The organism is Clostridium sp. OM05-5BH (genome assembly GCF_003481505.1).
In the GTDB taxonomy this organism is placed as follows: domain Bacteria; phylum Bacillota; class Clostridia; order Lachnospirales; family Lachnospiraceae; genus Otoolea; species Otoolea fessa.
Genome location: NZ_QULJ01000001.1, coordinates 255,232 through 275,841 on the forward strand (window position 1 = coordinate 255,232; position 20,610 = coordinate 275,841).

Genomic DNA, 20,610 nt, shown 5'->3' on the forward strand with positions numbered 1-20,610 from the left:
CTGGGGGAAGAATCCCGGACAATCCTTTTTGTTTGATGGAACGTGCAAAGACATATCTGTTTTTATAAGAGGAGGAGATACTATGATACGTAACTATAGAGATTTGACAAGATGGGAAATGGAGCAGGTGGACCGTGAGAACACGATTATCCTGATTCCGCTCGGGGCGCTGGAACAGCACGGCAATCAGGCACCACTGGGAACGGATGATATTATCGCGGAGGCGATGAGTCAGGAGATCAAAAAGGCACTGGAGGCAGAGGGGGAAGAAGACTTCCCGATGCTGCTGTTTCCGGTGATTCCGGTGGGCTTAAGTACAGAGCATAAGAATTTCTGCGGTTCGGTCACAGTCCGGCCGGACACTTACTATCATCTCTTATATGATATATGCGTCAGCCTGGCGCATCACGGTTTTAAAAAGCTGGCTTTTTTGGTATGCCATGGTGGGAATGCGCCGATAGCGCAGGTTTTAAGCCGGGAACTTCGGAGTGAGCTGGGGATTGCACCGTTTATCCTTTCATCGGGGGCATTTGGTCATCCGGATGTAAAAGCAACGATTTCAAAGGGGAATATCTGGGATTTCCACGGTGGAGAGATGGAGACATCGATGGTAATGGCGGTCGATGAGAGTCTTGTGAAGCTGGAACTTTCGGAAGCGGGAGAGCCGACGGCGTTTGAGAAGACCCGCGCCCTGAAGCCATACGGTCCGGTTTCGATCGGCTGGGTGTCGGAGGATTGGAAAACAAAAGACGGATCGCCGATTGGAATTGGAGGAGATCCGTCTGGTGCAAGCGCCGAGAAGGGGCGAATTATATTAGAGACGAGTGCGCGGGAACTGGTCCCGGGGCTGTTAGATATCCGGGATTGGAATGAATAGGAATCAAACTTAAAAATGGGGTGTCTATGTCATCCGAATACCAGTGTTATTTACCAGATTCCCAGCGTCCGGATGCACCGCATGGTAATACCAGTCCGGTGCGGGTAACCGGAAGTCCCAGCTCGTCCGATTTCACTGTGCCGCCGTGGGTGGAGGCAACTTCGGTTGAGAGCATATAGGTCAGGACGGACGGCGCCAGCCCGGTGGTGTAGGAGTTGATGAGGAAGAAGAGCGGGTTGTCCGATAACAGTTTCGTACAGAGCTGCACGAACGGGTAAATCGAAGTTTCGATCTTCCAGATCTCGCCTTTCGGTCCGCGGCCGTAGGACGGCGGGTCCATGATGATTCCGTCGTAATGGTTGCCGCGGCGGATCTCACGCTCAACAAATTTCACACAGTCATCGACGATCCAGCGGATGGGTGCATTTTCCAGCCCGGAGGAACGGGAGTTTTCCTTCGCCCAGGCTACCATGCCCTTGGAGGCGTCCACATGGGTCACGCTGGCGCCGGCTGCGGCTGCCGCCAGGGTAGCGCCGCCTGTGTAGGCAAAGAGGTTTAAAACCTTGATTGGGCGTCCGGCATTGCGGATGCGGTCACCGAACCAGTCCCAGTTTGCCGCCTGCTCCGGGAAGAGACCTGTGTGCTTGAAGCTGAACGGTTTTAAGTTAAAGGTCAGTTCTTTGTAATGGATCGACCACTGCTCCGGCAGGTCGAAAAATTCCCATTCGCCGCCGCCCTTGGAGCTTCTGTGGTAGTGTCCGTTCATCTTTTTCCAGCCGCGGTGTGTCTTGGGGGTGTTCCAGATAACCTGCGGGTCCGGGCGAACCAGAAGATAGTCGCCCCACCGCTCCAGTTTCTCTCCTTCGGAGCAGTCAATCACTTCATAATCGTTCCATCCATCTGCAATCCACATAAAATTTTATCCTTTCAAAAAAATGAGGCGCAAACCCCGGAAAAGGGTATCTGCCGCCTTTATAATCGGTGTTATCCATAAGCCATTTCCATCCAAATGGCATAAATGGTTACTGTTCCCGGGTAGGCACTTTTGGAACCGAAAGTGCCGTAAGAAAACGAGGTGACAGCAGGAATTTGCCGTATTTAAAGGCGAAGCCACGGCAAATTCCGTTACTGGGCACGATGCGTGCACAGTAACCATAAACGCAGTCTGTCTGACCGGAAAAACGGTTCAGTTGAAATGCATACCTAATTATATCGGTCATTGATTGGCGTGTCAAACCTTTTGAACGGCTTCCTGCCAAAAAAAGTAAATAAATTGAAAGATAAATCTCCTTGAAGATTCCTATATCTCCTGTTAAAATGTATATTAGGTAAAAGATAGATTGCACGTATCTGGAACAAAACAAGGCGTTATAAGCATCTGATGCAGTCTCCACACGACGGGAAGTGTGCGAATGCGCAGCAGGTGGGAGAATAGACGTTATCAATCGTGAACTGGGAGGGCATGTATATGAAGAAACAGAAACTGGCAGTCTGCGTCCTTTCCGCAGCGCTGATGATAGGGGCGGCGACCCTGACATCTTACGCGGCAGAAGGCTGGCAGCAGTCTGGAAACAGCTGGATATATGTGGACAACAATGGCAACAAGGTGACGAATACCTGGAAGAAGGGAGCAGACAATCTCTGGCGCTATCTCGATTCCCAGGGCAACATCGCGTCGAACTGCTGGGTGGACGACGAATACTTTGTCGAGAGTACCGGCATCATGGCGACTGACAAGTGGCTGAAACTGCCGAAGCGCAATCCGGCATGGAACGAGACTTCCGCTACGACGGTCTGGTACTATTTCTCCACCAGCGGAAAGATGGTATCCGACGGCTGGTCCAAGATCGGAGGCAAGTACTATTACTTCGACGGTGATGGAGCGATGCAGACGGGCTGGGTGGATGATGACACCTACTACACGAATGCAGATGGTGTCATGCAGATCGGCTGGGCATATCTGGAAGATCCGGATGATACCAAAAAGGACGATGATGAAGTGAAACCCGGCGACGACGATGAGGATCATCATTGGTACTACTTTCAGAGTTCGGGAAAGAAATATGTGCCTTCTTTAGGCAGTGCCAAATATAAACAATATAAGATTGACGGAACCTACTACTGCTTCGACGAAAACGGAGCGATGCAGACCGGCTGGGTCGATATGGGAAATTCCTCTGGATTTGAAAATTACCGTTATTATCAGAGCAACGGTCAGGTACAGACTGGCTGGCTCTCCACGACTCCGCCGGAGGATGATGATTACAATCTGGATCTCGGCAGCGATGTACAGTGGTATTATTTTTCAAGCAACGGCGAGCCGAAGGTGGGTCCGAAGATTTCTGACGCTTCGACGAGCAACCTGGTCCGCATCAACAATATTACCTACTTATTTAATGAGAAGGGCAACCCGGTCTATGGTCTGAGACGTCTGGAGGTAGGAACGAGCGGTCAGTATGCCTGCTATTTCTTCGGCGCGGACAAGGCGACCAGCTCAGTCGTAAAAGGCAAGGGAAATGTAGTAGAGGGCGACGGAACGACCGGACAGTTCTATTTCACTGACAGCGGCAACAAGGCTGGACGCGGCTACTCAGGTGTGGAGGATGGATTCCTGTACTACATGGGTAAGCTTCAGAAGGCAGACAGCGGTACTAAGTATGAAGTCATTGAAGTCAATGACAAAAACTATCTGGTAACGACGAGCGGCAAGGTAGTGAAATCCAGCACCGTGAAGGATGCGAACGGCACAAAGTTTAAGACAAGCTCTGCGGGTGTTGTCACAGAGGTGGACGGCACAAGCGACGATGGCAGCGACGAGGCTAGAACCCCGGTGGAACCGACGTATTGGGAGGATTAATTAAAAAAGCTGGGAGTCTTCTCGACTGAGATAAAATTTCTGCATGGAAATATATTCTTGTGGATAAACAGGAGTTTCTTCTATATAAAAGGTGTAATTACCCACCGGAAGAAGAAACTCCTGTTTTTTCTTGAAAAATATAGATTTTTTCTTAAAAAAACACTTGCATTTCCCGGAAAGCTGTGTTATTATAACGAAGCTGTGGCATGATAGCGATGAAACGAGAGGTTGCTGCTTATGATAAGCAGGTTATTCCGCGGAGCGAATGTCAAGTTAGGAAACTGGCGACAAGTCACTGTACAAGAATAGAGTATCCTGAAGACAAATGACGGATTTGGTGTGTGGACTGCGAGGACACACACGGGTATGTGTACAGTCACCGCTTGTCGTGCTTAATAGTACGAAAAGGAGGCGACTTTTTTTATGGCAAGTCAAGTAATGAGAATCACACTGAAAGCTTATGATCATCAGCTGGTAGATACATCCGCTGCAAAAATCATTGAGACTGTAAAGAAAAACGGATCAAAGGTGAGTGGACCGGTGCCGCTGCCAACTAAGAAAGAGGTAGTAACCATTCTGCGAGCAGTTCATAAGTACAAAGATTCCAGAGAGCAGTTCGAGCAGAGAACTCATAAGAGACTCATCGATATCATTGCTCCGAGCCAGAAGACAGTTGATGCACTGCAGAGACTGGAAATGCCGGCTGGCGTGTCCATCAACGTAAAGATGAAAAACAAATAATTAAGAATCCTATACTAGTTTAGATAGAGACATCTGGACAGTTCTAGGATGAACGCGGGAGTTTGACGAACGCGTTCCGCTGTAGAAAAACAGGAGGTCAGATTAATGAAGAAAGCGATTTTAGCTACCAAAGTCGGAATGACTCAAATCTTCAACGAAGACGGAGTTTTAACTCCAGTAACCGTTCTTCAGGCTGGACCGTGTGTTGTTACACAGGTTAAGACAGAAGAGAACGATGGCTACAAAGCAGTACAGGTTGGTTTTGTAGACAAGAGAGAAAAACTTGTGACAAAGCCGGTTAAGGGTCATTTTGACAAGGCAGGCGTTGCTTACAAGAGATATGTAAGAGAGTTCCGCTTAGAGAATGCTGAAGAGTATTCTGTAAAAGACGAAATCAAGGCAGACATCTTCGCAGCAGGCGATAAAATTGATGCAACTGCTATTTCCAAAGGTAAAGGTTTCCAGGGTGCCATCAAGAGACACGGCCAGCACAGAGGACCGATGGCTCACGGTTCCAAGTTCCATCGTCATCAGGGTTCCAACGGTTCTGCAACCACACCGGGACGCGTATTTAAGGGCAAAGGAATGCCGGGTCACATGGGCAGCGTAAAAGTAACTGTTCAGAACCTGGAGGTTGTTAAGGTTGATACTGAGAACAACTTACTCCTTGTTAAAGGCTCTGTACCGGGACCGAAGAAATCCTTAGTAACAATCAAAGAGACAGTAAAGGTCGCTAGATAAGGCTTTTACGGGAAAGGAGGAACATACAGATGGCAAACGTATCTGTTTTCAATTTAGAAGGCAACGAAGTTGGCACATTAGAACTGAATGATGCTGTATTCGGTGTAGAAGTAAATGAACATCTGGTTCACATGGCAGTTGTAGCACAGCTTGCTAACAAACGTCAGGGAACTCAGAAAGCAAAAACCCGTTCCGAAGTTTCCGGCGGTGGTAAGAAACCGTGGAGACAGAAAGGTACCGGACATGCAAGACAGGGTTCAACAAGAGCTCCGCAGTGGACGGGCGGCGGCGTAGTATTCGCTCCGACACCACGTGATTATACAATCCGTTTAAATAAGAAAGAGAAGAGAGCTGCTCTTAAATCTGCTCTGACAAGCCGTGTAAACGAGAACAAGTTCATCGTAGTTGAGGCTATGAACTTCGACGAGATCAAGACAAAGAAATTTGTTGAGGTTATGAACAACCTGAAAGTAAACAAAGCTTTAGTTGTTCTGGATGAGGCTTGTGACAAGGCTGTATTATCCGCTAGAAACGTGGCAGACGTTAAGACTGCTTCCGTAAGCACCATCAACGTTTACGATATCCTGAAATACAACACAGTAGTAGCAACCAAGGCTGCTGTAGCTTCTATCGAGGAGGTATATGCATAATGGCAAACGTACAGTACTATGACGTAATCCTCAAACCGGTTGTAACTGAGAAGAGTATGAATGCTATGACAGACAAGAAATACACCTTCCTGGTACACACCGAGGCAAACAAAACTATGATCAAAGAAGCCGTTGAGAAGATGTTCCCGGGCACCAAAGTTAAGAGTGTCAACACCATGAACATGGACGGCAAGACAAAGAGAAGAGGCATGACCTTCGGTAAGACAGCTGCAACAAAGAAAGCTATCGTTCAGCTGACCGAGGACAGCAAAGAGATCGAGATCTTCGCTGGTTTATAATTCATCCTCAATAGACAATTATACGACGAACACTATGTCGTGAAAAACATGAAGAAACGCCAGGAGGCGTTGAACGAAAGGAGTCAAAGTCATGGGAATTAAATCTTACAGCCCATATACACCTTCCAGAAGACATATGACCGGCTCTGATTTCTCTGAGATTACAAAATCCACACCGGAGAAATCCTTAGTAGTTTCTTTAAAGAAGAACGCAGGTCGTAACAACCAGGGTAAAATCACCGTTCGTCACAGAGGCGGCGGTTCCAGAAGAAAATATAGAATCATCGACTTCAAGAGAAATGCAAAAGACGGTATCGCAGCAACCGTACTTGGTATCGAGTACGATCCGAACCGTACAGCAAACATCGCTCTGATCTGCTACGCAGACGGCGAGAAAGCTTATATCCTTGCTCCGGCTGGTTTACAGGTTGGACAGAAGGTTATGAGCGGTGCAGAGGCTGAGGCAAAAGTTGGTAACTGCTTACCGCTTTCTGAAATCCCGGTTGGTGCACAGATTCACAACATCGAGCTTCTTCCGGGCAAGGGTGGTCAGCTGGTTCGTTCCGCTGGTAACTCTGCTCAGTTAATGGCTAAAGAAGGCAAATATGCAACCCTTAGATTACCGTCCGGAGAGATGAGAATGGTTCCGATCAGCTGCCGCGCTACTATCGGTGTAGTTGGCAACGGCGACCACAACCTGATCAATATCGGTAAGGCTGGTAGAAAACGTCACATGGGTATTCGTCCGACTGTCCGCGGTTCTGTTATGAACCCGAATGACCATCCGCATGGTGGTGGTGAGGGCAAGACCAGTATCGGTCGTCCAGGTCCTTGCACACCTTGGGGCAAACCGGCACTCGGCCTGAAGACCAGAAAGAAAAACAAACAGTCTAATAAGTTAATCGTAAGAAGAAGAAACGGTAAACAGTAATAGGAGGTATACTAATGGGTCGTTCATTAAAAAAAGGACCATTTGCAGATGCTCATCTTTTAAAGAAAGTAGATGAGATGAACGCAGCAGGACAGAAACAGGTTATCAAAACCTGGTCCCGCCGTTCCACAATCTTCCCGCAGATGGTTGGACATACAATCGCAGTTCACGATGGTAGAAAACATGTTCCGGTATACGTGACAGAGGACATGGTTGGACATAAACTCGGTGAGTTCGTAGCCACTAGAACTTACAGAGGCCACGGAAAAGACGAGAAGAAAGCAGGACGTAAGTAAGTTACGCTTGAAAGGAGGTTTCACCAATGGCTAAAGGACATAGATCCCAGATTAAAAGAGAAAGAAATGCTAATAAGGATACGAGACCGTCGGCTAAGCTGTCTTACGCCAGAGTATCCGTTCAGAAAGCATGCTTCGTATTAGATGCCATCAGAGGCAAAGATGTGAAGACAGCGCTTGGTATTGTAACATACAATCCTAGATATGCTTCTACTTTAATTAAAAAATTACTCGAGTCTGCTGTTGCTAACGCAGAGAACAACAACCAGATGAATCCGGAGAACCTGTACGTTGCAGAATGCTTCGCTAACAAGGGACCGACAATGAAGAGAGTAAAACCGAGAGCACAGGGCCGCGCTTACAGAATCGAAAAGAGAATGAGCCACATCACAATCGTGCTTGATGAGAAATAAGAGGAGGCAATTATGGGACAGAAAGTTAATCCGCACGGCTTAAGAGTCGGTGTTATTAAAGACTGGGATTCCAGATGGTATGCGGAAGCTGATTTTGCAGATAACCTGGTAGAGGATCACAAAATCAGAACCTTCCTTAAGAAGAAATTATACAGCGCCGGTGTTTCCAAAATCGAAATCGAGCGCGCTTCTGATAAAGTAAAAATTATTCTTTACACTGCTAAACCGGGCGTTGTTATCGGTAAGGGCGGCGCAGAGATCGAGAAGACAAAAGCTCAGGTTCAGAAATTAACTGACAAGAAAGTTTTTGTAGACATCAAAGAAGTTAAGAGACCAGACAGAGACGCTCAGCTCGTTGCAGAGAACATCGCTCAGCAGCTTGAGAACCGTATTTCCTTCCGTCGTGCGATGAAGTCCGCTATGGGCAGAACCATGAAGGCTGGAGCTAAGGGTATCAAGGCTTCCGTATCCGGACGTCTTGGCGGTGCTGATATGGCTCGTACAGAGTTCTACAGCGAGGGCACTATCCCGCTTCAGACATTAAGAGCAGATATTGACTACGGTTTCGCTGAGGCAAACACAACATACGGCAAGACCGGTGTTAAGGTTTGGATCTACAAAGGCGAGGTACTTCCTGCGAAAGGAAATAAGGAAGGGAGCGATAAATAATGTTAATGCCGAAAAGAGTAAAGCGTCGTAAACAGTTCCGTGGTACCATGGCCGGCAAGGCGCTTAGAGGAAATGTAATCAACTACGGTGAGTACGGTTTAGTCGCTACAGAACCGTGCTGGATCAAATCCAACCAGATCGAGGCAGCCCGTGTTGCCATGACCCGTTACATCAAACGTGGTGGTAAAGTTTGGATTAAGATTTTCCCGGATAAACCAGTAACTGCTAAACCGGCTGAGACTCGTATGGGTTCCGGTAAAGGCGCACTTGAGTACTGGGTAGCAGTAGTAAAACCAGGCCGCGTAATGTTCGAGATCGCGGGTGTACCAGAGGAGACAGCGAGAGAAGCGCTTCGTCTTGCTATGCACAAACTTCCGTGCAAGTGCAAGATTGCTTCTAAAGCAGATTTAGAAGGCGGTGATAACAGTGAAAATTAATAAGTATGTAGAAGATTTAAAAGCTAAGACATCTGCAGAATTAAACGAAGAATTAGTAGCTGCTAAGAAGGAACTCTTCAACTTAAGATTCCAGAACGCTACCAACCAGCTGGATAATACAAGCAGAATTAAAGAAGTTCGCAGAAACATCGCTCGTATTCAGACTGTTATTACAGAGAAAGCGAACTAATTATCATAGATTCCTAAAATAGGAAAGGAGATATCTACCGTGGAAAGAAATCTTAGAAAAACACGTACCGGTAAGGTAGTAAGCAACAAGATGGACAAAACAATCGTAGTTGCTATCGAAAACCACGTAAAACATCCTTTAATCGGTAAGATTGTTAAGAGAACTTATAAATTAAAAGCACACGACGAGAACAACGAGTGCGGTATCGGTGATACTGTAAAGGTAATGGAAACAAGACCGTTATCCAAGGATAAGAGATGGAGACTCGTCGAAATTATCGAGAAAGCGAGATAATTTCTAAATCAGAAAGGAGTATTGGGCATGATTCAGCAGGAGACCAGATTAAAGGTTGCCGACAATACCGGTGCGAAAGAATTACTCTGTATCCGCGTTATGGGCGGCTCTACTAGAAGATATGCAAATATTGGCGATGTAATCGTTGCCAGCGTTAAAGATGCAACACCAGGCGGTGTTGTAAAGAAAGGCGATGTAGTGAAGGCCGTTGTTGTACGTACCGTTAAGGGCGCACGCCGTAAAGATGGTTCCTACATCAAATTTGATGAGAACGCAGCCGTTATCATCAAAGACGACAAGAACCCGAGAGGAACCCGTATTTTTGGGCCGGTTGCCAGAGAGCTTCGTGAGAAACAGTTTATGAAGATTGTTTCCCTGGCTCCGGAAGTACTGTAGGAGGTGTCAGCTGTGCATAAAATTAAAAAAGGCGACCTGGTAAAGGTTATCACAGGTAAAGACAAAGACAAAACCGGAAAAGTTCTTTCCGTTAATGTAAAGAAGAATACAGTCCTGGTTGAGGGATGCAACATGGTAACAAAGCATACCAAACCGTCTGCAGCTAATCAGCAGGGCGGCATCATCCATCAGGAAGGCGCGCTTGACATTTCCAACGTTATGCTGGTAGTGGATGGCAAGGCTACGAGAGTTGGCTTCAAAGTAGAAGACGGCAAGAAAGTCCGTGTTGCTAAGGCAACCGGTAAAGTAATTGACTAATACAGAGAGGAGGAACGTTAAAATTGGCTAGATTAAAAGAAATGTATCAGAGCGAAATCGTAGACGCTATGATCAAAAAATTCGGATATAAAAATATCATGGAAGTGCCGAAGCTGGACAAGATTGTTATCAACATGGGCGTTGGCGAGGCAAAAGAAAATGCTAAAGTTCTGGACTCTGCTGTAAGAGATATGGAAATCATCACTGGCCAGAAGGCAGTTCTTACAAAAGCGAAAAAATCGGTCGCTAACTTCAAACTTAGAGAGGGTATGGCTATCGGCTGTAAAGTTACCCTGCGTGGCGAGAAGATGTATGAGTTCGCTGATCGTCTGATCAACCTGGCTCTTCCGCGAGTAAGAGACTTCCGCGGTGTAAATCCGAACGCATTTGACGGCAGAGGCAACTACGCTCTGGGTATCAAAGAGCAGCTTATCTTCCCGGAGATCGAGTACGATAAAGTAGATAAGGTAAGAGGTATGGATATCATCTTCGTTACCACTGCTAAGACCGACGAAGAAGCACGTGAGCTGTTAACTCAGTTCAACATGCCATTTGCTAAATAATAGGAGGATTTATCATGGCTAAAACTTCAATGAAGATTAAACAGCAGCGTCCGGCAAAATTCTCCACCAGAGAATATAACCGCTGCAGAATCTGCGGTCGTCCGCATGCATATTTAAGAAAATACGGCATCTGCAGAGTTTGCTTCCGTGAATTAGCTTACAAGGGCGAAATTCCGGGCGTAAAGAAAGCAAGCTGGTAAGCCGAAAGCAACTTAGTGAGCGCAGCAAGCGCGAACTTAGTGCGAGGCTCATCGCGAACCTTGATGAAGCGTAAGCTGAATCTAGTTGAGCGATGCGTCACGGCAAGAGGTTGCCTGAAAAGGCAGCCCGTCCCGAGACTTAGTGAGTCAGAGTCGAAGACGATAGACGAGCTTAGTCGAGTGGACGATGCCTATATTATAGAGGACACATCCTAGTGTTCCCAAAACCCACCGAAACCCACTTACAGTAAGTGGTAGTCAAATTATAAGGAGGCACACTCAAAATGACAATGAGCGATCCGATTGCAGATATGCTTACAAGAATCCGTAATGCTAACACTGCAAAACATGATACAGTAGATGTTCCGTCTTCCAAGATGAAATTAGCAATCGCTGACATCCTGGTAAAGGAAGGTTTCATCAAGAAATATGACGTTGTTGAGGACGGCAATTTCAAGACTATCCGTATTACCTTAAAGTACGGTAAAGACAAAAACGAGAAAATCATCTCCGGCATCAAGAGAATTTCCAAACCGGGTCTGCGTATCTACGCAAACAAGGAAGATATGCCGAAGGTACTGGGCGGTTTAGGTGTAGCTATCATCTCCACCAACCAGGGCGTTATCACTGACAAGCAGGCAAGAGAACTCGGCGTAGGCGGAGAAGTTCTTGCATTTGTTTGGTAGGCATTGAGCACTTTACGAGGTCTTTTCGAGTTTAGTGCGAAAGCCCGTCCCGAGCCTTAGTGAGTCAGAGTCGAAGACGATAGACGAACTTAGTCGAGTGGACGAAACATTATAGATACAACTGAAAACAGAGAAGCCGCTCAGGCTTCTCCGAAAATCTAAGTAGGAGGTAAAAGGCATGTCACGTATCGGAAGAATGCCAGTTGCGATTCCGGCGGGCGTAACCGTAACAATCGCAGAGAACAATTTAGTGACTGTAAAAGGTCCGAAGGGAACTCTTGAGAGAGAACTCCCGGTTGAGATGAACATCAAAGAAGAGGATGGTCATATCGTAGTTACCAGACCGAACGACTTAAAGAAAATGAAATCTTTACACGGTCTGACAAGAACCTTAATTAACAACATGATTCATGGTGTAACAGAAGGCTATGAGAAAGTCCTGGAAGTTAACGGTGTTGGTTACAGAGCAGCGAAGCAGGGCAAGAAACTGGTTCTCAGCCTTGGTTACTCCCATCCGGTAGAGATGGAAGATCCGGAAGGCATTGAGACTGTTCTGGAAGGACAGAACAAGATCACTGTTAAAGGTATCAGCAAAGAAAAAGTTGGCCAGTATGCAGCTGAGATTCGGGATAAGAGAAGACCTGAGCCGTACAAGGGCAAAGGTATTAAGTATGCCGATGAGGTTATCAGACGTAAAGTTGGTAAGACTGGTAAGAAATAATTAAGGAGAGTGTGAAGATGGTTAGCAAACAGTCAAGAAGCGAAATTCGCGTTAAAAAACACGTTAGATTACGCAACCGTTTTTCTGGCACAGCCGAGAGACCGCGTTTAGCAGTGTTTAGAAGTAATAATCATATGTATGCTCAGATCATTGATGATACAGTTGGAAAAACTTTAGTAGCAGCTTCCACTGCCGAGAAGGAAGTTAAAGCTGAACTGGAGAAGACGAACGATGTTGCAGCAGCAGCTCACGTTGGAACTGTAATCGCTAAGAGAGCGCTTGAAAAAGGTATTAAAGAAGTTGTCTTCGATAGAGGCGGATTTATTTACCACGGAAAAGTTCAGGCATTAGCAGATGCAGCCCGCGAGGCTGGTCTGGAATTCTAGTAGGAAGGAGAACATACACATGAAACGTACAAAAATTGATGCCAACCAGTTCGAGTTAGAGGATACTGTAGTGGCAATCAAACGTGTATCCAAGACCGTTAAGGGCGGACGTACAATGCGTTTTTCCGCTTTAGTAGTAGTTGGAGATAAAAACGGCCACGTTGGTGCTGGTATGGGAAAAGCTGCTGAGGTTCCGGAAGCAATCCGCAAGGGCAAAGAGGCAGCTGCCAGAAACCTGATGGAGGTTCCGTTCGATGAGAACAATAGCATCCCGCACGATTTCCTCGGCAAATTCGGAAGCGCTAACGTACTTCTGAAGAAGGCTCCGGAAGGTACCGGTATTATCGCTGGTGGTCCGGCTCGTGCCGTACTGGATCTGGCTGGTTACAAGAACATCCGTACAAAATCCCTTGGTTCTAATAACAAGGCAAACGTAGTTCTTGCTACCCTGGCAGGCTTAGGTTCTTTAAAGACTCCGGAAGAGGTTGCAAAACTTCGCGGTAAGTCTGTAGAAGAAATTCTGAACTAATAGGAGGAGATAAAAATGGCAGAGAAATTAAAAATCACATTGGTTAAGTCTCCTATTGGCGCTATCCCGAAGCAGAAAGCAACGGTTGCAGCTCTTGGTTTAAACAAGACTGGCAAGACAGTTGAGCAGCCGGACAACGCCGCTATCAGAGGCATGATCCAGAATGTTAGACATTTAGTTAAAGTAGAGGAAATCTAAGATATTTGCAAGGAGGTGCAGTCATGGATTTATCCAATTTAAAGCCGGCGGTAGGCTCTAAGCACAGCGACAGCTTCAGAAGAGGTCGTGGTCACGCATCAGGCAACGGTAAGACTGCTGGTAAGGGACATAAGGGACAGAAAGCTCGTTCCGGCGCTCCGAGACCAGGATTTGAAGGCGGTCAGATGCCGTTATATAGACGTCTCCCGAAGAGAGGCTTCACAAACAGAAATTCTAAGACCATCGTTGGTATCAATGTAAGCGCTCTTGAGAGATTCGAGAACGACACAGTTGTTACGGTTGAAACATTAATCGAAGCAGGCATCGTAAAGAACCCGCGTGACGGCGTTAAGATCCTCGGCAATGGCGAGCTGACCAAAAAGCTGAACGTAAAGGTTGATGCGGTAAGTGAAGGCGCGAAAGCTAAGATCGAGGCCGTTGGCGGAACCTGCGAGGTGATCTAATATGTTAAAAACGCTCCAGAATGCATTTAAGATAAAAGAGGTCAGAGAAAAACTCCTCTATACGTTCTTTATGCTGGTTGTGACCCGTATCGGATCGCAGCTGCCGATTCCCGGAGTTAATACAACATTTTTCCAGGAACTGTTTACAAGACAGTCCAATGATGCGTTTGGTTTCTTCAATACGATTACCGGCGGTTCGTTCACGAACATGTCGGTATTCGCATTGAGTATTACCCCGTACATCACTTCTTCCATTATCATGCAGCTTCTGACAATTGCAATTCCGAAATTAGAGGAAATGCAGCAGGAGGGCGAGGACGGAAGAAAGAAGATTGCGGAATATACGCGTTACCTTACGGTTGCACTGGCGCTGATGCAGTCCGTCGCTATGGCGATCGGTTTCGGCGGCAAGGGACTTTTAGTTGAGTTTACTGCCCTGAATGTGATTGTCGCTATTGTGACAATGACAGCCGGAAGTGCCATGCTGATGTGGATCGGTGAGCGAATCACCGAGAACGGCGTCGGAAACGGTATTTCTATCGTGCTTCTGTTCAATATCATTTCAACCATGCCAAGCGATATGATTACGCTCTATGAGCGTTTCCTGCAGGGCAAGATCGTGGCGGTTGCAGTTGTAACAGCCGTGATTATCGTAGCGGTTATCGTAGCGATGGTTGTATTTGTTATCATTTTACAGGATGCAGAGCGGAGAATTCCGGTTCAGTATTCTAAAAAGATGCAGGGACGTAAGATGGTTGGCGGTCAGTCCACAAGCATCCCGTTAAAAGTAAATACAGCAGGTGTTATTCCTGTTATCTTTGCTTCATCCCTGATGTCTTTCCCGGTGGTAATTGCTGGATTTTTCCAGGTTAATTATGACACCATCGGAGGAAAGATTCTTCTGGCTCTGAATTCCAGCTCCTGGTTTAATCCAGAGCGTCCGGCTTATTCAGTTGGTTTAATTGTCTACATCGCGTTGATTATTGTGTTTGCGTATTTCTACACATCCATTACATTCAACCCGCTTGAAGTAGCAAACAACATGAAGAAATCCGGCGGCTTCATCCCGGGCATTCGTCCAGGAAAGCCAACATCCGATTACCTGGATGGAATTCTGGAGTATATTATACTGATTGGTGCCTGCGGACTGATCATTGTCTGCCTGGTTCCGATTATTGTCTCTGGACTGTTCTCAGTGAGCCGTCTCTCCTTCGGAGGTACTTCTCTTATCATTATCGTAGGTGTAGTACTTGAGACAATCAAAGCAGTCGAATCACAGATGCTGGTTCGCAACTATAAAGGATTCTTAAACGACTAAGACAACTCGCTTTCTGGGCGGGAGCTTGCTTACTTTACGGCTGGAGGTGGCCGGAGACAGCTCCTGCCTGGAGGCGATTCTGTTGTATATAGGGAGATTGTAACCATTATGAAGATTGTTATGTTAGGAGCACCGGGAGCCGGAAAAGGAACACAGGCTCAGAGAATTGCAGAAAAATACGGCATTCCGCACATTTCTACCGGAGATATTTTCCGTTCCAATATCAAGGCAGGCACAGAGCTTGGTAAAAAAGCAAAATCGTTCATCGATCAGGGCCTTTTAGTACCGGACGAGGTAACGATCGGCATGCTTCTTGACCGGATCCATGAGGCTGACTGCAAGAACGGCTATATTCTGGATGGATTCCCAAGAACGATCCCGCAGGCTGAGAGTCTGACAGAGGCACTGGCAGCAAACGGCGAGGCGATTGATTTCGCGCTCAACGTAGATGTGCCGGATGCAAACATCGTAAACCGCATGGCAGGACGCCGTGCGTGCTTAAAGTGCGGCGCTACCTACCACATCCAGTTCGCAGCACCGAAAAAAGAAGGAATCTGCGACAAGTGCGGTTCTGAGCTGGTGCTTCGTGATGATGACAAGCCGGAGACTGTACAGAAACGTCTGGAAATATACCATGACCAGACACACCCGCTGATCGAGTACTATGAGAAGAAGGGCGTTCTTCATACGGTAGACGGTACACAGACCATGGAAGACGTATTCAAGAACATTACGGATATTTTGGGAGCTTAAAACATGGCAGTGACGATAAAATCTCCCAGGGAGATTGAACTGATGCGTGAGGCGGGAAGAATTCTCGCCAAAACGCATGAGGAACTGGCGAAGAATCTTCGGCCGGGTATGTCCACCTGGGATATTGATCATATGGGAGAGGAAATCATCCGGAGTTACGGCTGCATTCCCTCGTTCAAAAATTACAACGGCTATCCCGCATCGATCTGCGTCTCTGTCAATGATGAGGTTGTACATGGAATCCCGCACAAGGAACATTTCCTCGATGAGGGAGACATCGTCAGTCTGGATGCAGGAGTGATCTACAAAGGATACCACTCAGACGCAGCCCGGACTTACGGCATCGGAGAGATCGACGATGATGCCAAAAAACTGATTGAAGTTACCAGACAGAGCTTCTTTGAGGGAATTAAATTTGCCAAAGCTGGCAATCATCTCAATGACATCTCTGCAGCGATCCAGAAATATGCCGAAAGTTTCGGTTTTGGTGTTGTCAGGGATCTGGTTGGTCATGGAATCGGTTCCCATCTGCATGAGGATCCGGAGATTCCGAATTTTGCAAGAAAAAGAAAAGGAATTCTCTTACAGCCCGGCATGACGCTCGCGATCGAGCCGATGATTACCGAGGGCAGCTACGAAGTAGTCTGGCTCGATGATGACTGGACCGTCATGACGGAAGATGGCGGCTGGGCTGCTCATTATGAAAATACGATTCTTATTACAGAGGGCGAACCTGAGATCCTTTCCTTATAAAGAAGAAGTAAGCTGGGGAAGTTTTTACGAAGACCTAAGCAGGCTTTCCGATTACAGTATGTACGCATCTTGAGGCAGATGTCCGAGCCGATCAATAAGGCGGGCAATGGCAAAAATTCTTTGTCGAAGACAAATCTGCATGAATTTTTGCCCTGTTTGCGAGCTAAGTGAGCAAATAGGCAAGCGAACAAACTGTAATCTGAGAAGCCTGCGGCGAGAGCGGAAACACCTGTCTACAGAAACGGAGATCAGAATGACGGAATATGGAACTGGCTGTCTGGTCCGCTCACTTGCGGGCCACGACAAAGGCACTTATTATATTATAGTCAGAGAAGATGCACGCTACGTGTATCTGGCAGACGGACGCACTAAAACCGCCGCCAAGCCGAAACGCAAGAAGAGAAAGCACGTGCAGTTCTCCCACAAATGGGATGAGGCGCTGGCAGCCCAGTTTGCGGACGGCGCGGCAGTCCAGGATGAAGCGATCCGCTATTTCATTCAGAAATCATTGCAGGGAGGTATATAGAATGTCGAAAGCAGATGTAATTGAGATTGAGGGCGTAGTAGCAGAGAAGCTGCCGAACGCTATGTTTAAGGTAGAACTGGAAAACGGACACATCGTACTTGCTACGATCAGCGGAAAACTCCGTATGAACTACATCCGTATTCTGCCGGGCGATAAGGTTACAATGGAAATGTCGCCATACGATCTCTCTAAGGGAAGAATCATTTGGAGAGATAAATAAAGACCAATCCATTTTTCTCAATAAAAATATTGAGAGAAGTGTAAATTTCGCTTGCATTATAGGATTTTAAATGTTATAATGCTTTAGCGAACTTTGTTGAAGCATCAGGTAAGATCCGCCCTTTTGTCCTCTCACGGCAGGGGGATGGAACGAGTCTGTTGTACCTGTAAGTCCGACACAGGACTACAATAGGTTATAAAAAATTGTATGTCCGAGATTGGACGGACTATTACGGAAAGGAGAATTGCTGTGAAGGTTAGATCATCGGTTAAACCAATTTGCGAAAAGTGCAAGATCATCAAGAGAAAAGGCAGTATCAGAGTAATCTGTGAGAATCCGAAGCACAAACAAAGACAGGGCTAATTTGATTTAGCACCTATTTTTTCGCGCGGCTTTCTATTATGAACCACTCGGATGAGTTGTTCAGTAGTTTAAGCAAATTTATACATTATCAACGAAGAAGTAAGAAAAACTAATGGAGGTGTACTACACACATGGCTCGTATTTCAGGTGTCGATTTACCAAGAGAGAAACGCGTAGAGATCGGCTTGACTTACATCTACGGTATCGGTAGAGCAAGTGCAGCCCGTATCCTGGCCGAAGCTGAAGTTAATCCTGACACTCGTGTTAAGGACTTAACTGACGACGAAGTTAAGAAGCTTGCGGCAATCATCGCTGACAGTCAGGTGGTTGAGGGTGATCTGAGAAGAGAGATCGCTATGAACATCAAGAGACTGCAGGAGATTGGATGCTACAGAGGCATCCGTCATAGAAAGAGCCTTCCGGTTCGTGGTCAGAAGACAAAGACCAACGCTAGAACTCGTAAGGGTCCGAGAAAGACAGTAGCAAACAAGAAGAAATAATTAAGTAACAAGGAAACTGAATCAGGTTAGGTTTAGCAACAGGATTCAATATTTGAGAAAGTAGGTTAGTTTAAAATGGCTAAAAAAGTGTCCACTGGCAAGAAAGTGACAAAAAAGCGTGTAAAGAAAAACGTTGAACGCGGACAGGCGCACATCCAGTCATCTTTTAATAACACAATCGTTACTTTAACAGATGCACAGGGTAATGCCTTATCATGGGCAAGTGCAGGCGGTCTGGGATTTAGAGGTTCAAGGAAATCTACTCCATATGCAGCTCAGATGGCTGCAGAAACTGCAACGAAGGCAGCTCTTATCCATGGCTTAAAGTCTGTAGACGTTATGGTAAAAGGTCCGGGATCAGGTCGTGAAGCAGCAATCCGTGCTCTTCAGGCATGTGGTCTGGAAGTAACAAGCATTAAGGACGTAACTCCGGTTCCGCATAACGGATGCCGTCCGCCGAAACGTAGAAGAGTCTAATTAGGAGGTGCAAGTAAAGTGGCAGTAGATAGAGTTCCTGTACTTAAAAGATGTAGATCTCTTGACCTTGATCCGGTTTATTTAGGAATCGACAAGAAATCAACGAGAAAATTAACGAGAGCCAACAGAAAGATGAGCGAGTATGCACTCCAGCTGAGAGAGAAGCAGAAAGCAAAATTCATCTACGGTGTGTTAGAGAAACCGTTTAGAAATTACTATGCAAAAGCATCCAGAATGAATGGTCAGGTCGGTGCTAACCTGATGATCCTTCTGGAGTGCAGACTGGATAATGTATTATTCAGAATGGGCTTTGGCCGTACAAGAAAAGAGACACGTCAGATCGTAGATCACAAGCACGTTCTCGTAAACGGCAAGAGCGTAAACATCCCGTCCTACTTAGTTAAGGCTGGCGATGTAATCGAGATCAAAGAGAAGTACAAATCTTCACAGAGATATAAAGATATCGCTGAGGTAACCGGCGGAAGAATGGTACCGGCATGGCTGGAAGTTGACGCTGAGAACCTGAAAGGTACTGTTAAAGAGTTACCGAGCAGAGACGAAATTGACGTTCCTGTAAACGAAGTGCTTATCGTCGAGCTGTACTCCAAATAATAAGAAGTATTACTATTATGTTAGTCCAGAATCTCCCATGTATCTGCTTTGGCAGCTGCTTGGGAGATTCCGAGACTACAAGAGTATGGCAGACCCTCAAAAATGTTCCCAAAAGGAGGGGCTATCGTGTTCGATTTTGAAAAACCAAAAATTGAAATTGCTGAGATTTCCGAAGACAAAAGATATGGCAAATTTGTGGTTGAACCGCTGGAAAGAGGCTATGGTACCACATTAGGCAATTCTTTAAGAAGAATTATGCTTTCCTCTTTGCCTGGTGCAGCAGTAAGTCAAGTGAAAATCGACGGCGTTTTGCATGAGTTCAGTTCTATCCCTGGTGTAAAAGAGGATGTAACTGAAATTATCATGAACATCAAGAGTCTGGCGATCAAAAACAGCAGCGAGACGAATGAGCCGAAGACGGCTTATATCGAGTTCGAGGGCGAAGGCGTCATCACAGCAGCTGACATTCACGCTGATTCTGACATTGAGATTTTGAATCCGGACCAGGTCATCGCTACATTAAGCGGCGGCGCGGACAGCAAATTCTACATGGAGCTGACGATCACGAAGGGCCGCGGCTACATCAGCGCAGATAAGAACAAGAGTGAAGATCTTCCGATCGGAGTTCTGGCTGTTGATTCTATCTACACACCGGTGGAGCGTGTCAATATGACCGTTGAGAACACCCGTGTGGGTCAGGTGACAGATTATGATAAGCTGACATTAGATGTATACACAAATGGAACGCTGGCACCAGACGAAGCTGTCAGCCTGGCAGCAAAGGTTCTGAGCGAGCATCTGAACCTCTTCATTGACCTTTCCGAGAATGCCAAGACCGCAGAGGTTATGGTAGAGAAGGAAGACAACGAGAAAGAGAAAGTGCTTGAGATGAACATCGACGAGCTGGAGTTATCCGTTCGTTCTTACAACTGTTTAAAGAGAGCCGGAATCAATACAGTGGAGGAGCTGTGCAACCGCACACCGGAAGATATGATGAAAGTCAGAAATCTGGGCCGCAAATCCCTGGAAGAGGTTCTTGCAAAACTGAAAGAATTAGGCCTGCAGCTCAACCCGAGCGAAGAGGCTTAAGATACCGCGTGGGTGGACGTGCTTTGCAGTGCGTCCCTTTCATGCAGATACGGGGACGGGTAAGTCCGAATGGCACAGGTCCCTGCATAACCATCAAACAATTATATTTTATATAGCAGACATTCAGTAAGTCCAAAGGGCAT

General features: G+C 46.5%; 34 protein-coding genes. 33 read left to right on the forward strand and 1 reads right to left on the reverse strand.

Going from position 1 to position 20,610, the window contains the following annotated elements; all coding sequences use genetic code 11:
• Positions 1-82 precede the first annotated feature (82 nt).
• A complete protein-coding gene (locus DXB70_RS01145; protein WP_118492926.1) occupies positions 83-877 on the forward strand; it encodes a creatininase family protein in 795 nt (264 codons plus the stop codon).
• A gap of 46 nt (positions 878-923) precedes the next feature.
• On the opposite strand, the gene DXB70_RS01150 is transcribed toward DXB70_RS01145, so the two are convergent.
• Positions 924-1,790 carry a class I SAM-dependent methyltransferase gene (locus tag DXB70_RS01150; protein WP_117796499.1) on the reverse strand — a complete coding sequence of 289 codons (867 nt, stop codon included), beginning with the start codon at positions 1,788-1,790 and terminating at the stop codon, positions 924-926.
• 555 nt (positions 1,791-2,345) lie between these two features.
• On the opposite strand from DXB70_RS01150, the gene DXB70_RS01155 reads away from it, so the two are divergent.
• The 32 genes from DXB70_RS01155 to DXB70_RS01310 all read left to right on the forward strand — a co-directional run bounded on the left by DXB70_RS01155 (position 2,346) and on the right by DXB70_RS01310 (position 20,467).
• Positions 2,346-3,734, forward strand: coding sequence for a cell wall-binding protein (locus tag DXB70_RS01155; protein ID WP_107000795.1), 1,389 nt, complete (start codon positions 2,346-2,348; stop codon positions 3,732-3,734).
• 423 nt (positions 3,735-4,157) lie between these two features.
• Complete coding sequence (gene rpsJ, locus DXB70_RS01160) at positions 4,158-4,475, forward strand: 30S ribosomal protein S10 (RefSeq protein WP_022360576.1); 318 nt, start codon at positions 4,158-4,160, stop codon at positions 4,473-4,475.
• A gap of 105 nt (positions 4,476-4,580) precedes the next feature.
• Positions 4,581-5,216, forward strand: coding sequence for a 50S ribosomal protein L3 (rplC, locus tag DXB70_RS01165; RefSeq protein WP_022360575.1), 636 nt, complete (start codon positions 4,581-4,583; stop codon positions 5,214-5,216).
• A gap of 29 nt (positions 5,217-5,245) precedes the next feature.
• Positions 5,246-5,866, forward strand: a complete 621-nt coding sequence (rplD, locus tag DXB70_RS01170; protein ID WP_022360574.1) for a 50S ribosomal protein L4 — start codon at positions 5,246-5,248, stop codon at positions 5,864-5,866.
• A complete protein-coding gene (rplW, locus tag DXB70_RS01175) occupies positions 5,866-6,165 on the forward strand; it encodes a 50S ribosomal protein L23 (protein WP_022360573.1) in 300 nt (99 codons plus the stop codon). Before rplD ends, rplW begins: the two co-directional genes overlap by 1 nt.
• Positions 6,166-6,256: 91 nt before the next feature.
• Positions 6,257-7,096, forward strand: coding sequence for a 50S ribosomal protein L2 (gene rplB, locus DXB70_RS01180; protein ID WP_022360572.1), 840 nt, complete (start codon positions 6,257-6,259; stop codon positions 7,094-7,096).
• A 14-nt stretch (positions 7,097-7,110) separates the two neighbouring features.
• Positions 7,111-7,392 carry a 30S ribosomal protein S19 gene (gene rpsS / locus DXB70_RS01185; protein ID WP_022360571.1) on the forward strand — a complete coding sequence of 94 codons (282 nt, stop codon included), beginning with the start codon at positions 7,111-7,113 and terminating at the stop codon, positions 7,390-7,392.
• A 26-nt stretch (positions 7,393-7,418) separates the two neighbouring features.
• Positions 7,419-7,805: a 50S ribosomal protein L22 gene (rplV, locus tag DXB70_RS01190; RefSeq protein ID WP_022360570.1), complete on the forward strand. Its 387-nt coding sequence runs from the start codon at positions 7,419-7,421 to the stop codon at positions 7,803-7,805.
• A gap of 12 nt (positions 7,806-7,817) precedes the next feature.
• Positions 7,818-8,474: a 30S ribosomal protein S3 gene (rpsC, locus tag DXB70_RS01195; RefSeq protein WP_022360569.1), complete on the forward strand. Its 657-nt coding sequence runs from the start codon at positions 7,818-7,820 to the stop codon at positions 8,472-8,474.
• Entirely contained in the window at positions 8,474-8,911 is a 438-nt protein-coding gene (rplP, locus tag DXB70_RS01200; RefSeq protein ID WP_022360568.1) for a 50S ribosomal protein L16, read from the forward strand. The genes rpsC and rplP overlap by 1 nt, the downstream gene beginning before the upstream one ends.
• Positions 8,901-9,101, forward strand: coding sequence for a 50S ribosomal protein L29 (rpmC, locus tag DXB70_RS01205; RefSeq protein WP_022360567.1), 201 nt, complete (start codon positions 8,901-8,903; stop codon positions 9,099-9,101). Before rplP ends, rpmC begins: the two co-directional genes overlap by 11 nt.
• Positions 9,102-9,140: 39 nt before the next feature.
• Positions 9,141-9,395 (forward strand): 30S ribosomal protein S17, encoded by a 255-nt coding sequence (gene rpsQ / locus DXB70_RS01210; RefSeq protein ID WP_107000794.1) that lies wholly within the window; start codon positions 9,141-9,143, stop codon positions 9,393-9,395.
• A gap of 27 nt (positions 9,396-9,422) precedes the next feature.
• Positions 9,423-9,791, forward strand: a complete 369-nt coding sequence (gene rplN / locus DXB70_RS01215) for a 50S ribosomal protein L14 (protein ID WP_022360565.1) — start codon at positions 9,423-9,425, stop codon at positions 9,789-9,791.
• Between the two features lie 12 nt (positions 9,792-9,803).
• Complete coding sequence (gene rplX, locus DXB70_RS01220; RefSeq protein WP_022360564.1) at positions 9,804-10,109, forward strand: 50S ribosomal protein L24; 306 nt, start codon at positions 9,804-9,806, stop codon at positions 10,107-10,109.
• A gap of 23 nt (positions 10,110-10,132) precedes the next feature.
• Positions 10,133-10,672 (forward strand): 50S ribosomal protein L5, encoded by a 540-nt coding sequence (rplE, locus tag DXB70_RS01225; protein ID WP_022360563.1) that lies wholly within the window; start codon positions 10,133-10,135, stop codon positions 10,670-10,672.
• A 14-nt stretch (positions 10,673-10,686) separates the two neighbouring features.
• Entirely contained in the window at positions 10,687-10,872 is a 186-nt protein-coding gene (locus DXB70_RS01230; RefSeq protein ID WP_022345134.1) for a type Z 30S ribosomal protein S14, read from the forward strand.
• Between the two features lie 284 nt (positions 10,873-11,156).
• The gene (rpsH, locus tag DXB70_RS01235; protein WP_022360562.1) at positions 11,157-11,558 is read left to right on the forward strand and encodes a 30S ribosomal protein S8; all 402 of its coding nucleotides are present in this window, start codon (positions 11,157-11,159) and stop codon (positions 11,556-11,558) included.
• A 178-nt stretch (positions 11,559-11,736) separates the two neighbouring features.
• Positions 11,737-12,279 carry a 50S ribosomal protein L6 gene (gene rplF / locus DXB70_RS01240; protein WP_022360561.1) on the forward strand — a complete coding sequence of 181 codons (543 nt, stop codon included), beginning with the start codon at positions 11,737-11,739 and terminating at the stop codon, positions 12,277-12,279.
• 17 nt (positions 12,280-12,296) lie between these two features.
• On the forward strand, positions 12,297-12,665 hold the full coding sequence (gene rplR / locus DXB70_RS01245; protein ID WP_022360560.1) for a 50S ribosomal protein L18: 369 nt from the start codon (positions 12,297-12,299) through the stop codon (positions 12,663-12,665).
• A gap of 19 nt (positions 12,666-12,684) precedes the next feature.
• Positions 12,685-13,194, forward strand: a complete 510-nt coding sequence (gene rpsE, locus DXB70_RS01250) for a 30S ribosomal protein S5 (protein WP_022360559.1) — start codon at positions 12,685-12,687, stop codon at positions 13,192-13,194.
• Positions 13,195-13,209: 15 nt separating this feature from the next.
• The gene (gene rpmD, locus DXB70_RS01255) at positions 13,210-13,392 is read left to right on the forward strand and encodes a 50S ribosomal protein L30 (RefSeq protein ID WP_022360558.1); all 183 of its coding nucleotides are present in this window, start codon (positions 13,210-13,212) and stop codon (positions 13,390-13,392) included.
• A gap of 23 nt (positions 13,393-13,415) precedes the next feature.
• Positions 13,416-13,856, forward strand: coding sequence for a 50S ribosomal protein L15 (rplO, locus tag DXB70_RS01260; RefSeq protein ID WP_022360557.1), 441 nt, complete (start codon positions 13,416-13,418; stop codon positions 13,854-13,856).
• A 1-nt stretch (position 13,857) separates the two neighbouring features.
• Positions 13,858-15,174, forward strand: a complete 1,317-nt coding sequence (gene secY, locus DXB70_RS01265) for a preprotein translocase subunit SecY (RefSeq protein ID WP_107000793.1) — start codon at positions 13,858-13,860, stop codon at positions 15,172-15,174.
• A 108-nt stretch (positions 15,175-15,282) separates the two neighbouring features.
• Positions 15,283-15,927, forward strand: a complete 645-nt coding sequence (locus DXB70_RS01270) for an adenylate kinase (RefSeq protein WP_022360555.1) — start codon at positions 15,283-15,285, stop codon at positions 15,925-15,927.
• 3 nt (positions 15,928-15,930) lie between these two features.
• Positions 15,931-16,680, forward strand: coding sequence for a type I methionyl aminopeptidase (map, locus tag DXB70_RS01275; RefSeq protein ID WP_117796496.1), 750 nt, complete (start codon positions 15,931-15,933; stop codon positions 16,678-16,680).
• Positions 16,681-16,933: 253 nt separating this feature from the next.
• Entirely contained in the window at positions 16,934-17,206 is a 273-nt protein-coding gene (locus DXB70_RS01280) for a hypothetical protein (RefSeq protein WP_117796495.1), read from the forward strand.
• 1 nt (position 17,207) lies between these two features.
• A complete protein-coding gene (gene infA, locus DXB70_RS01285) occupies positions 17,208-17,426 on the forward strand; it encodes a translation initiation factor IF-1 (RefSeq protein WP_022360552.1) in 219 nt (72 codons plus the stop codon).
• A gap of 249 nt (positions 17,427-17,675) precedes the next feature.
• Entirely contained in the window at positions 17,676-17,789 is a 114-nt protein-coding gene (gene rpmJ / locus DXB70_RS01290; RefSeq protein ID WP_003497809.1) for a 50S ribosomal protein L36, read from the forward strand.
• A 131-nt stretch (positions 17,790-17,920) separates the two neighbouring features.
• On the forward strand, positions 17,921-18,289 hold the full coding sequence (gene rpsM, locus DXB70_RS01295) for a 30S ribosomal protein S13 (protein ID WP_022360551.1): 369 nt from the start codon (positions 17,921-17,923) through the stop codon (positions 18,287-18,289).
• Positions 18,290-18,364: 75 nt separating this feature from the next.
• Positions 18,365-18,766 (forward strand): 30S ribosomal protein S11, encoded by a 402-nt coding sequence (gene rpsK / locus DXB70_RS01300; RefSeq protein ID WP_022360550.1) that lies wholly within the window; start codon positions 18,365-18,367, stop codon positions 18,764-18,766.
• An 18-nt stretch (positions 18,767-18,784) separates the two neighbouring features.
• Complete coding sequence (gene rpsD, locus DXB70_RS01305) at positions 18,785-19,378, forward strand: 30S ribosomal protein S4 (RefSeq protein ID WP_107000789.1); 594 nt, start codon at positions 18,785-18,787, stop codon at positions 19,376-19,378.
• Positions 19,379-19,504: 126 nt separating this feature from the next.
• On the forward strand, positions 19,505-20,467 hold the full coding sequence (locus DXB70_RS01310; protein ID WP_107000788.1) for a DNA-directed RNA polymerase subunit alpha: 963 nt from the start codon (positions 19,505-19,507) through the stop codon (positions 20,465-20,467).
• Positions 20,468-20,610 lie beyond the last annotated feature (143 nt).

What these genes read in the sequence shown, in the direction of transcription:
- DXB70_RS01145 (WP_118492926.1), top strand. Translation starts at nt 83, where the DNA reads ATGATACGTAACTATAGAGATTTGACAAGATGGGAAATGGAGCAGGTG.
- DXB70_RS01150 (WP_117796499.1), bottom strand. Translation starts at nt 1,790, where the DNA reads ATGTGGATTGCAGATGGATGGAACGATTATGAAGTGATTGACTGCTCC.
- DXB70_RS01155 (WP_107000795.1), top strand. Translation starts at nt 2,346, where the DNA reads ATGAAGAAACAGAAACTGGCAGTCTGCGTCCTTTCCGCAGCGCTGATG.
- rpsJ (WP_022360576.1), top strand. Translation starts at nt 4,158, where the DNA reads ATGGCAAGTCAAGTAATGAGAATCACACTGAAAGCTTATGATCATCAG.
- rplC (WP_022360575.1), top strand. Translation starts at nt 4,581, where the DNA reads ATGAAGAAAGCGATTTTAGCTACCAAAGTCGGAATGACTCAAATCTTC.
- rplD (WP_022360574.1), top strand. Translation starts at nt 5,246, where the DNA reads ATGGCAAACGTATCTGTTTTCAATTTAGAAGGCAACGAAGTTGGCACA.
- rplW (WP_022360573.1), top strand. Translation starts at nt 5,866, where the DNA reads ATGGCAAACGTACAGTACTATGACGTAATCCTCAAACCGGTTGTAACT.
- rplB (WP_022360572.1), top strand. Translation starts at nt 6,257, where the DNA reads ATGGGAATTAAATCTTACAGCCCATATACACCTTCCAGAAGACATATG.
- rpsS (WP_022360571.1), top strand. Translation starts at nt 7,111, where the DNA reads ATGGGTCGTTCATTAAAAAAAGGACCATTTGCAGATGCTCATCTTTTA.
- rplV (WP_022360570.1), top strand. Translation starts at nt 7,419, where the DNA reads ATGGCTAAAGGACATAGATCCCAGATTAAAAGAGAAAGAAATGCTAAT.
- rpsC (WP_022360569.1), top strand. Translation starts at nt 7,818, where the DNA reads ATGGGACAGAAAGTTAATCCGCACGGCTTAAGAGTCGGTGTTATTAAA.
- rplP (WP_022360568.1), top strand. Translation starts at nt 8,474, where the DNA reads ATGTTAATGCCGAAAAGAGTAAAGCGTCGTAAACAGTTCCGTGGTACC.
- rplN (WP_022360565.1), top strand. Translation starts at nt 9,423, where the DNA reads ATGATTCAGCAGGAGACCAGATTAAAGGTTGCCGACAATACCGGTGCG.
- DXB70_RS01230 (WP_022345134.1), top strand. Translation starts at nt 10,687, where the DNA reads ATGGCTAAAACTTCAATGAAGATTAAACAGCAGCGTCCGGCAAAATTC.
- rpsH (WP_022360562.1), top strand. Translation starts at nt 11,157, where the DNA reads ATGACAATGAGCGATCCGATTGCAGATATGCTTACAAGAATCCGTAAT.
- rplF (WP_022360561.1), top strand. Translation starts at nt 11,737, where the DNA reads ATGTCACGTATCGGAAGAATGCCAGTTGCGATTCCGGCGGGCGTAACC.
- rplR (WP_022360560.1), top strand. Translation starts at nt 12,297, where the DNA reads ATGGTTAGCAAACAGTCAAGAAGCGAAATTCGCGTTAAAAAACACGTT.
- rpsE (WP_022360559.1), top strand. Translation starts at nt 12,685, where the DNA reads ATGAAACGTACAAAAATTGATGCCAACCAGTTCGAGTTAGAGGATACT.
- rpmD (WP_022360558.1), top strand. Translation starts at nt 13,210, where the DNA reads ATGGCAGAGAAATTAAAAATCACATTGGTTAAGTCTCCTATTGGCGCT.
- rplO (WP_022360557.1), top strand. Translation starts at nt 13,416, where the DNA reads ATGGATTTATCCAATTTAAAGCCGGCGGTAGGCTCTAAGCACAGCGAC.
- secY (WP_107000793.1), top strand. Translation starts at nt 13,858, where the DNA reads ATGTTAAAAACGCTCCAGAATGCATTTAAGATAAAAGAGGTCAGAGAA.
- DXB70_RS01270 (WP_022360555.1), top strand. Translation starts at nt 15,283, where the DNA reads ATGAAGATTGTTATGTTAGGAGCACCGGGAGCCGGAAAAGGAACACAG.
- map (WP_117796496.1), top strand. Translation starts at nt 15,931, where the DNA reads ATGGCAGTGACGATAAAATCTCCCAGGGAGATTGAACTGATGCGTGAG.
- DXB70_RS01280 (WP_117796495.1), top strand. Translation starts at nt 16,934, where the DNA reads ATGACGGAATATGGAACTGGCTGTCTGGTCCGCTCACTTGCGGGCCAC.
- infA (WP_022360552.1), top strand. Translation starts at nt 17,208, where the DNA reads ATGTCGAAAGCAGATGTAATTGAGATTGAGGGCGTAGTAGCAGAGAAG.
- rpsM (WP_022360551.1), top strand. Translation starts at nt 17,921, where the DNA reads ATGGCTCGTATTTCAGGTGTCGATTTACCAAGAGAGAAACGCGTAGAG.
- rpsK (WP_022360550.1), top strand. Translation starts at nt 18,365, where the DNA reads ATGGCTAAAAAAGTGTCCACTGGCAAGAAAGTGACAAAAAAGCGTGTA.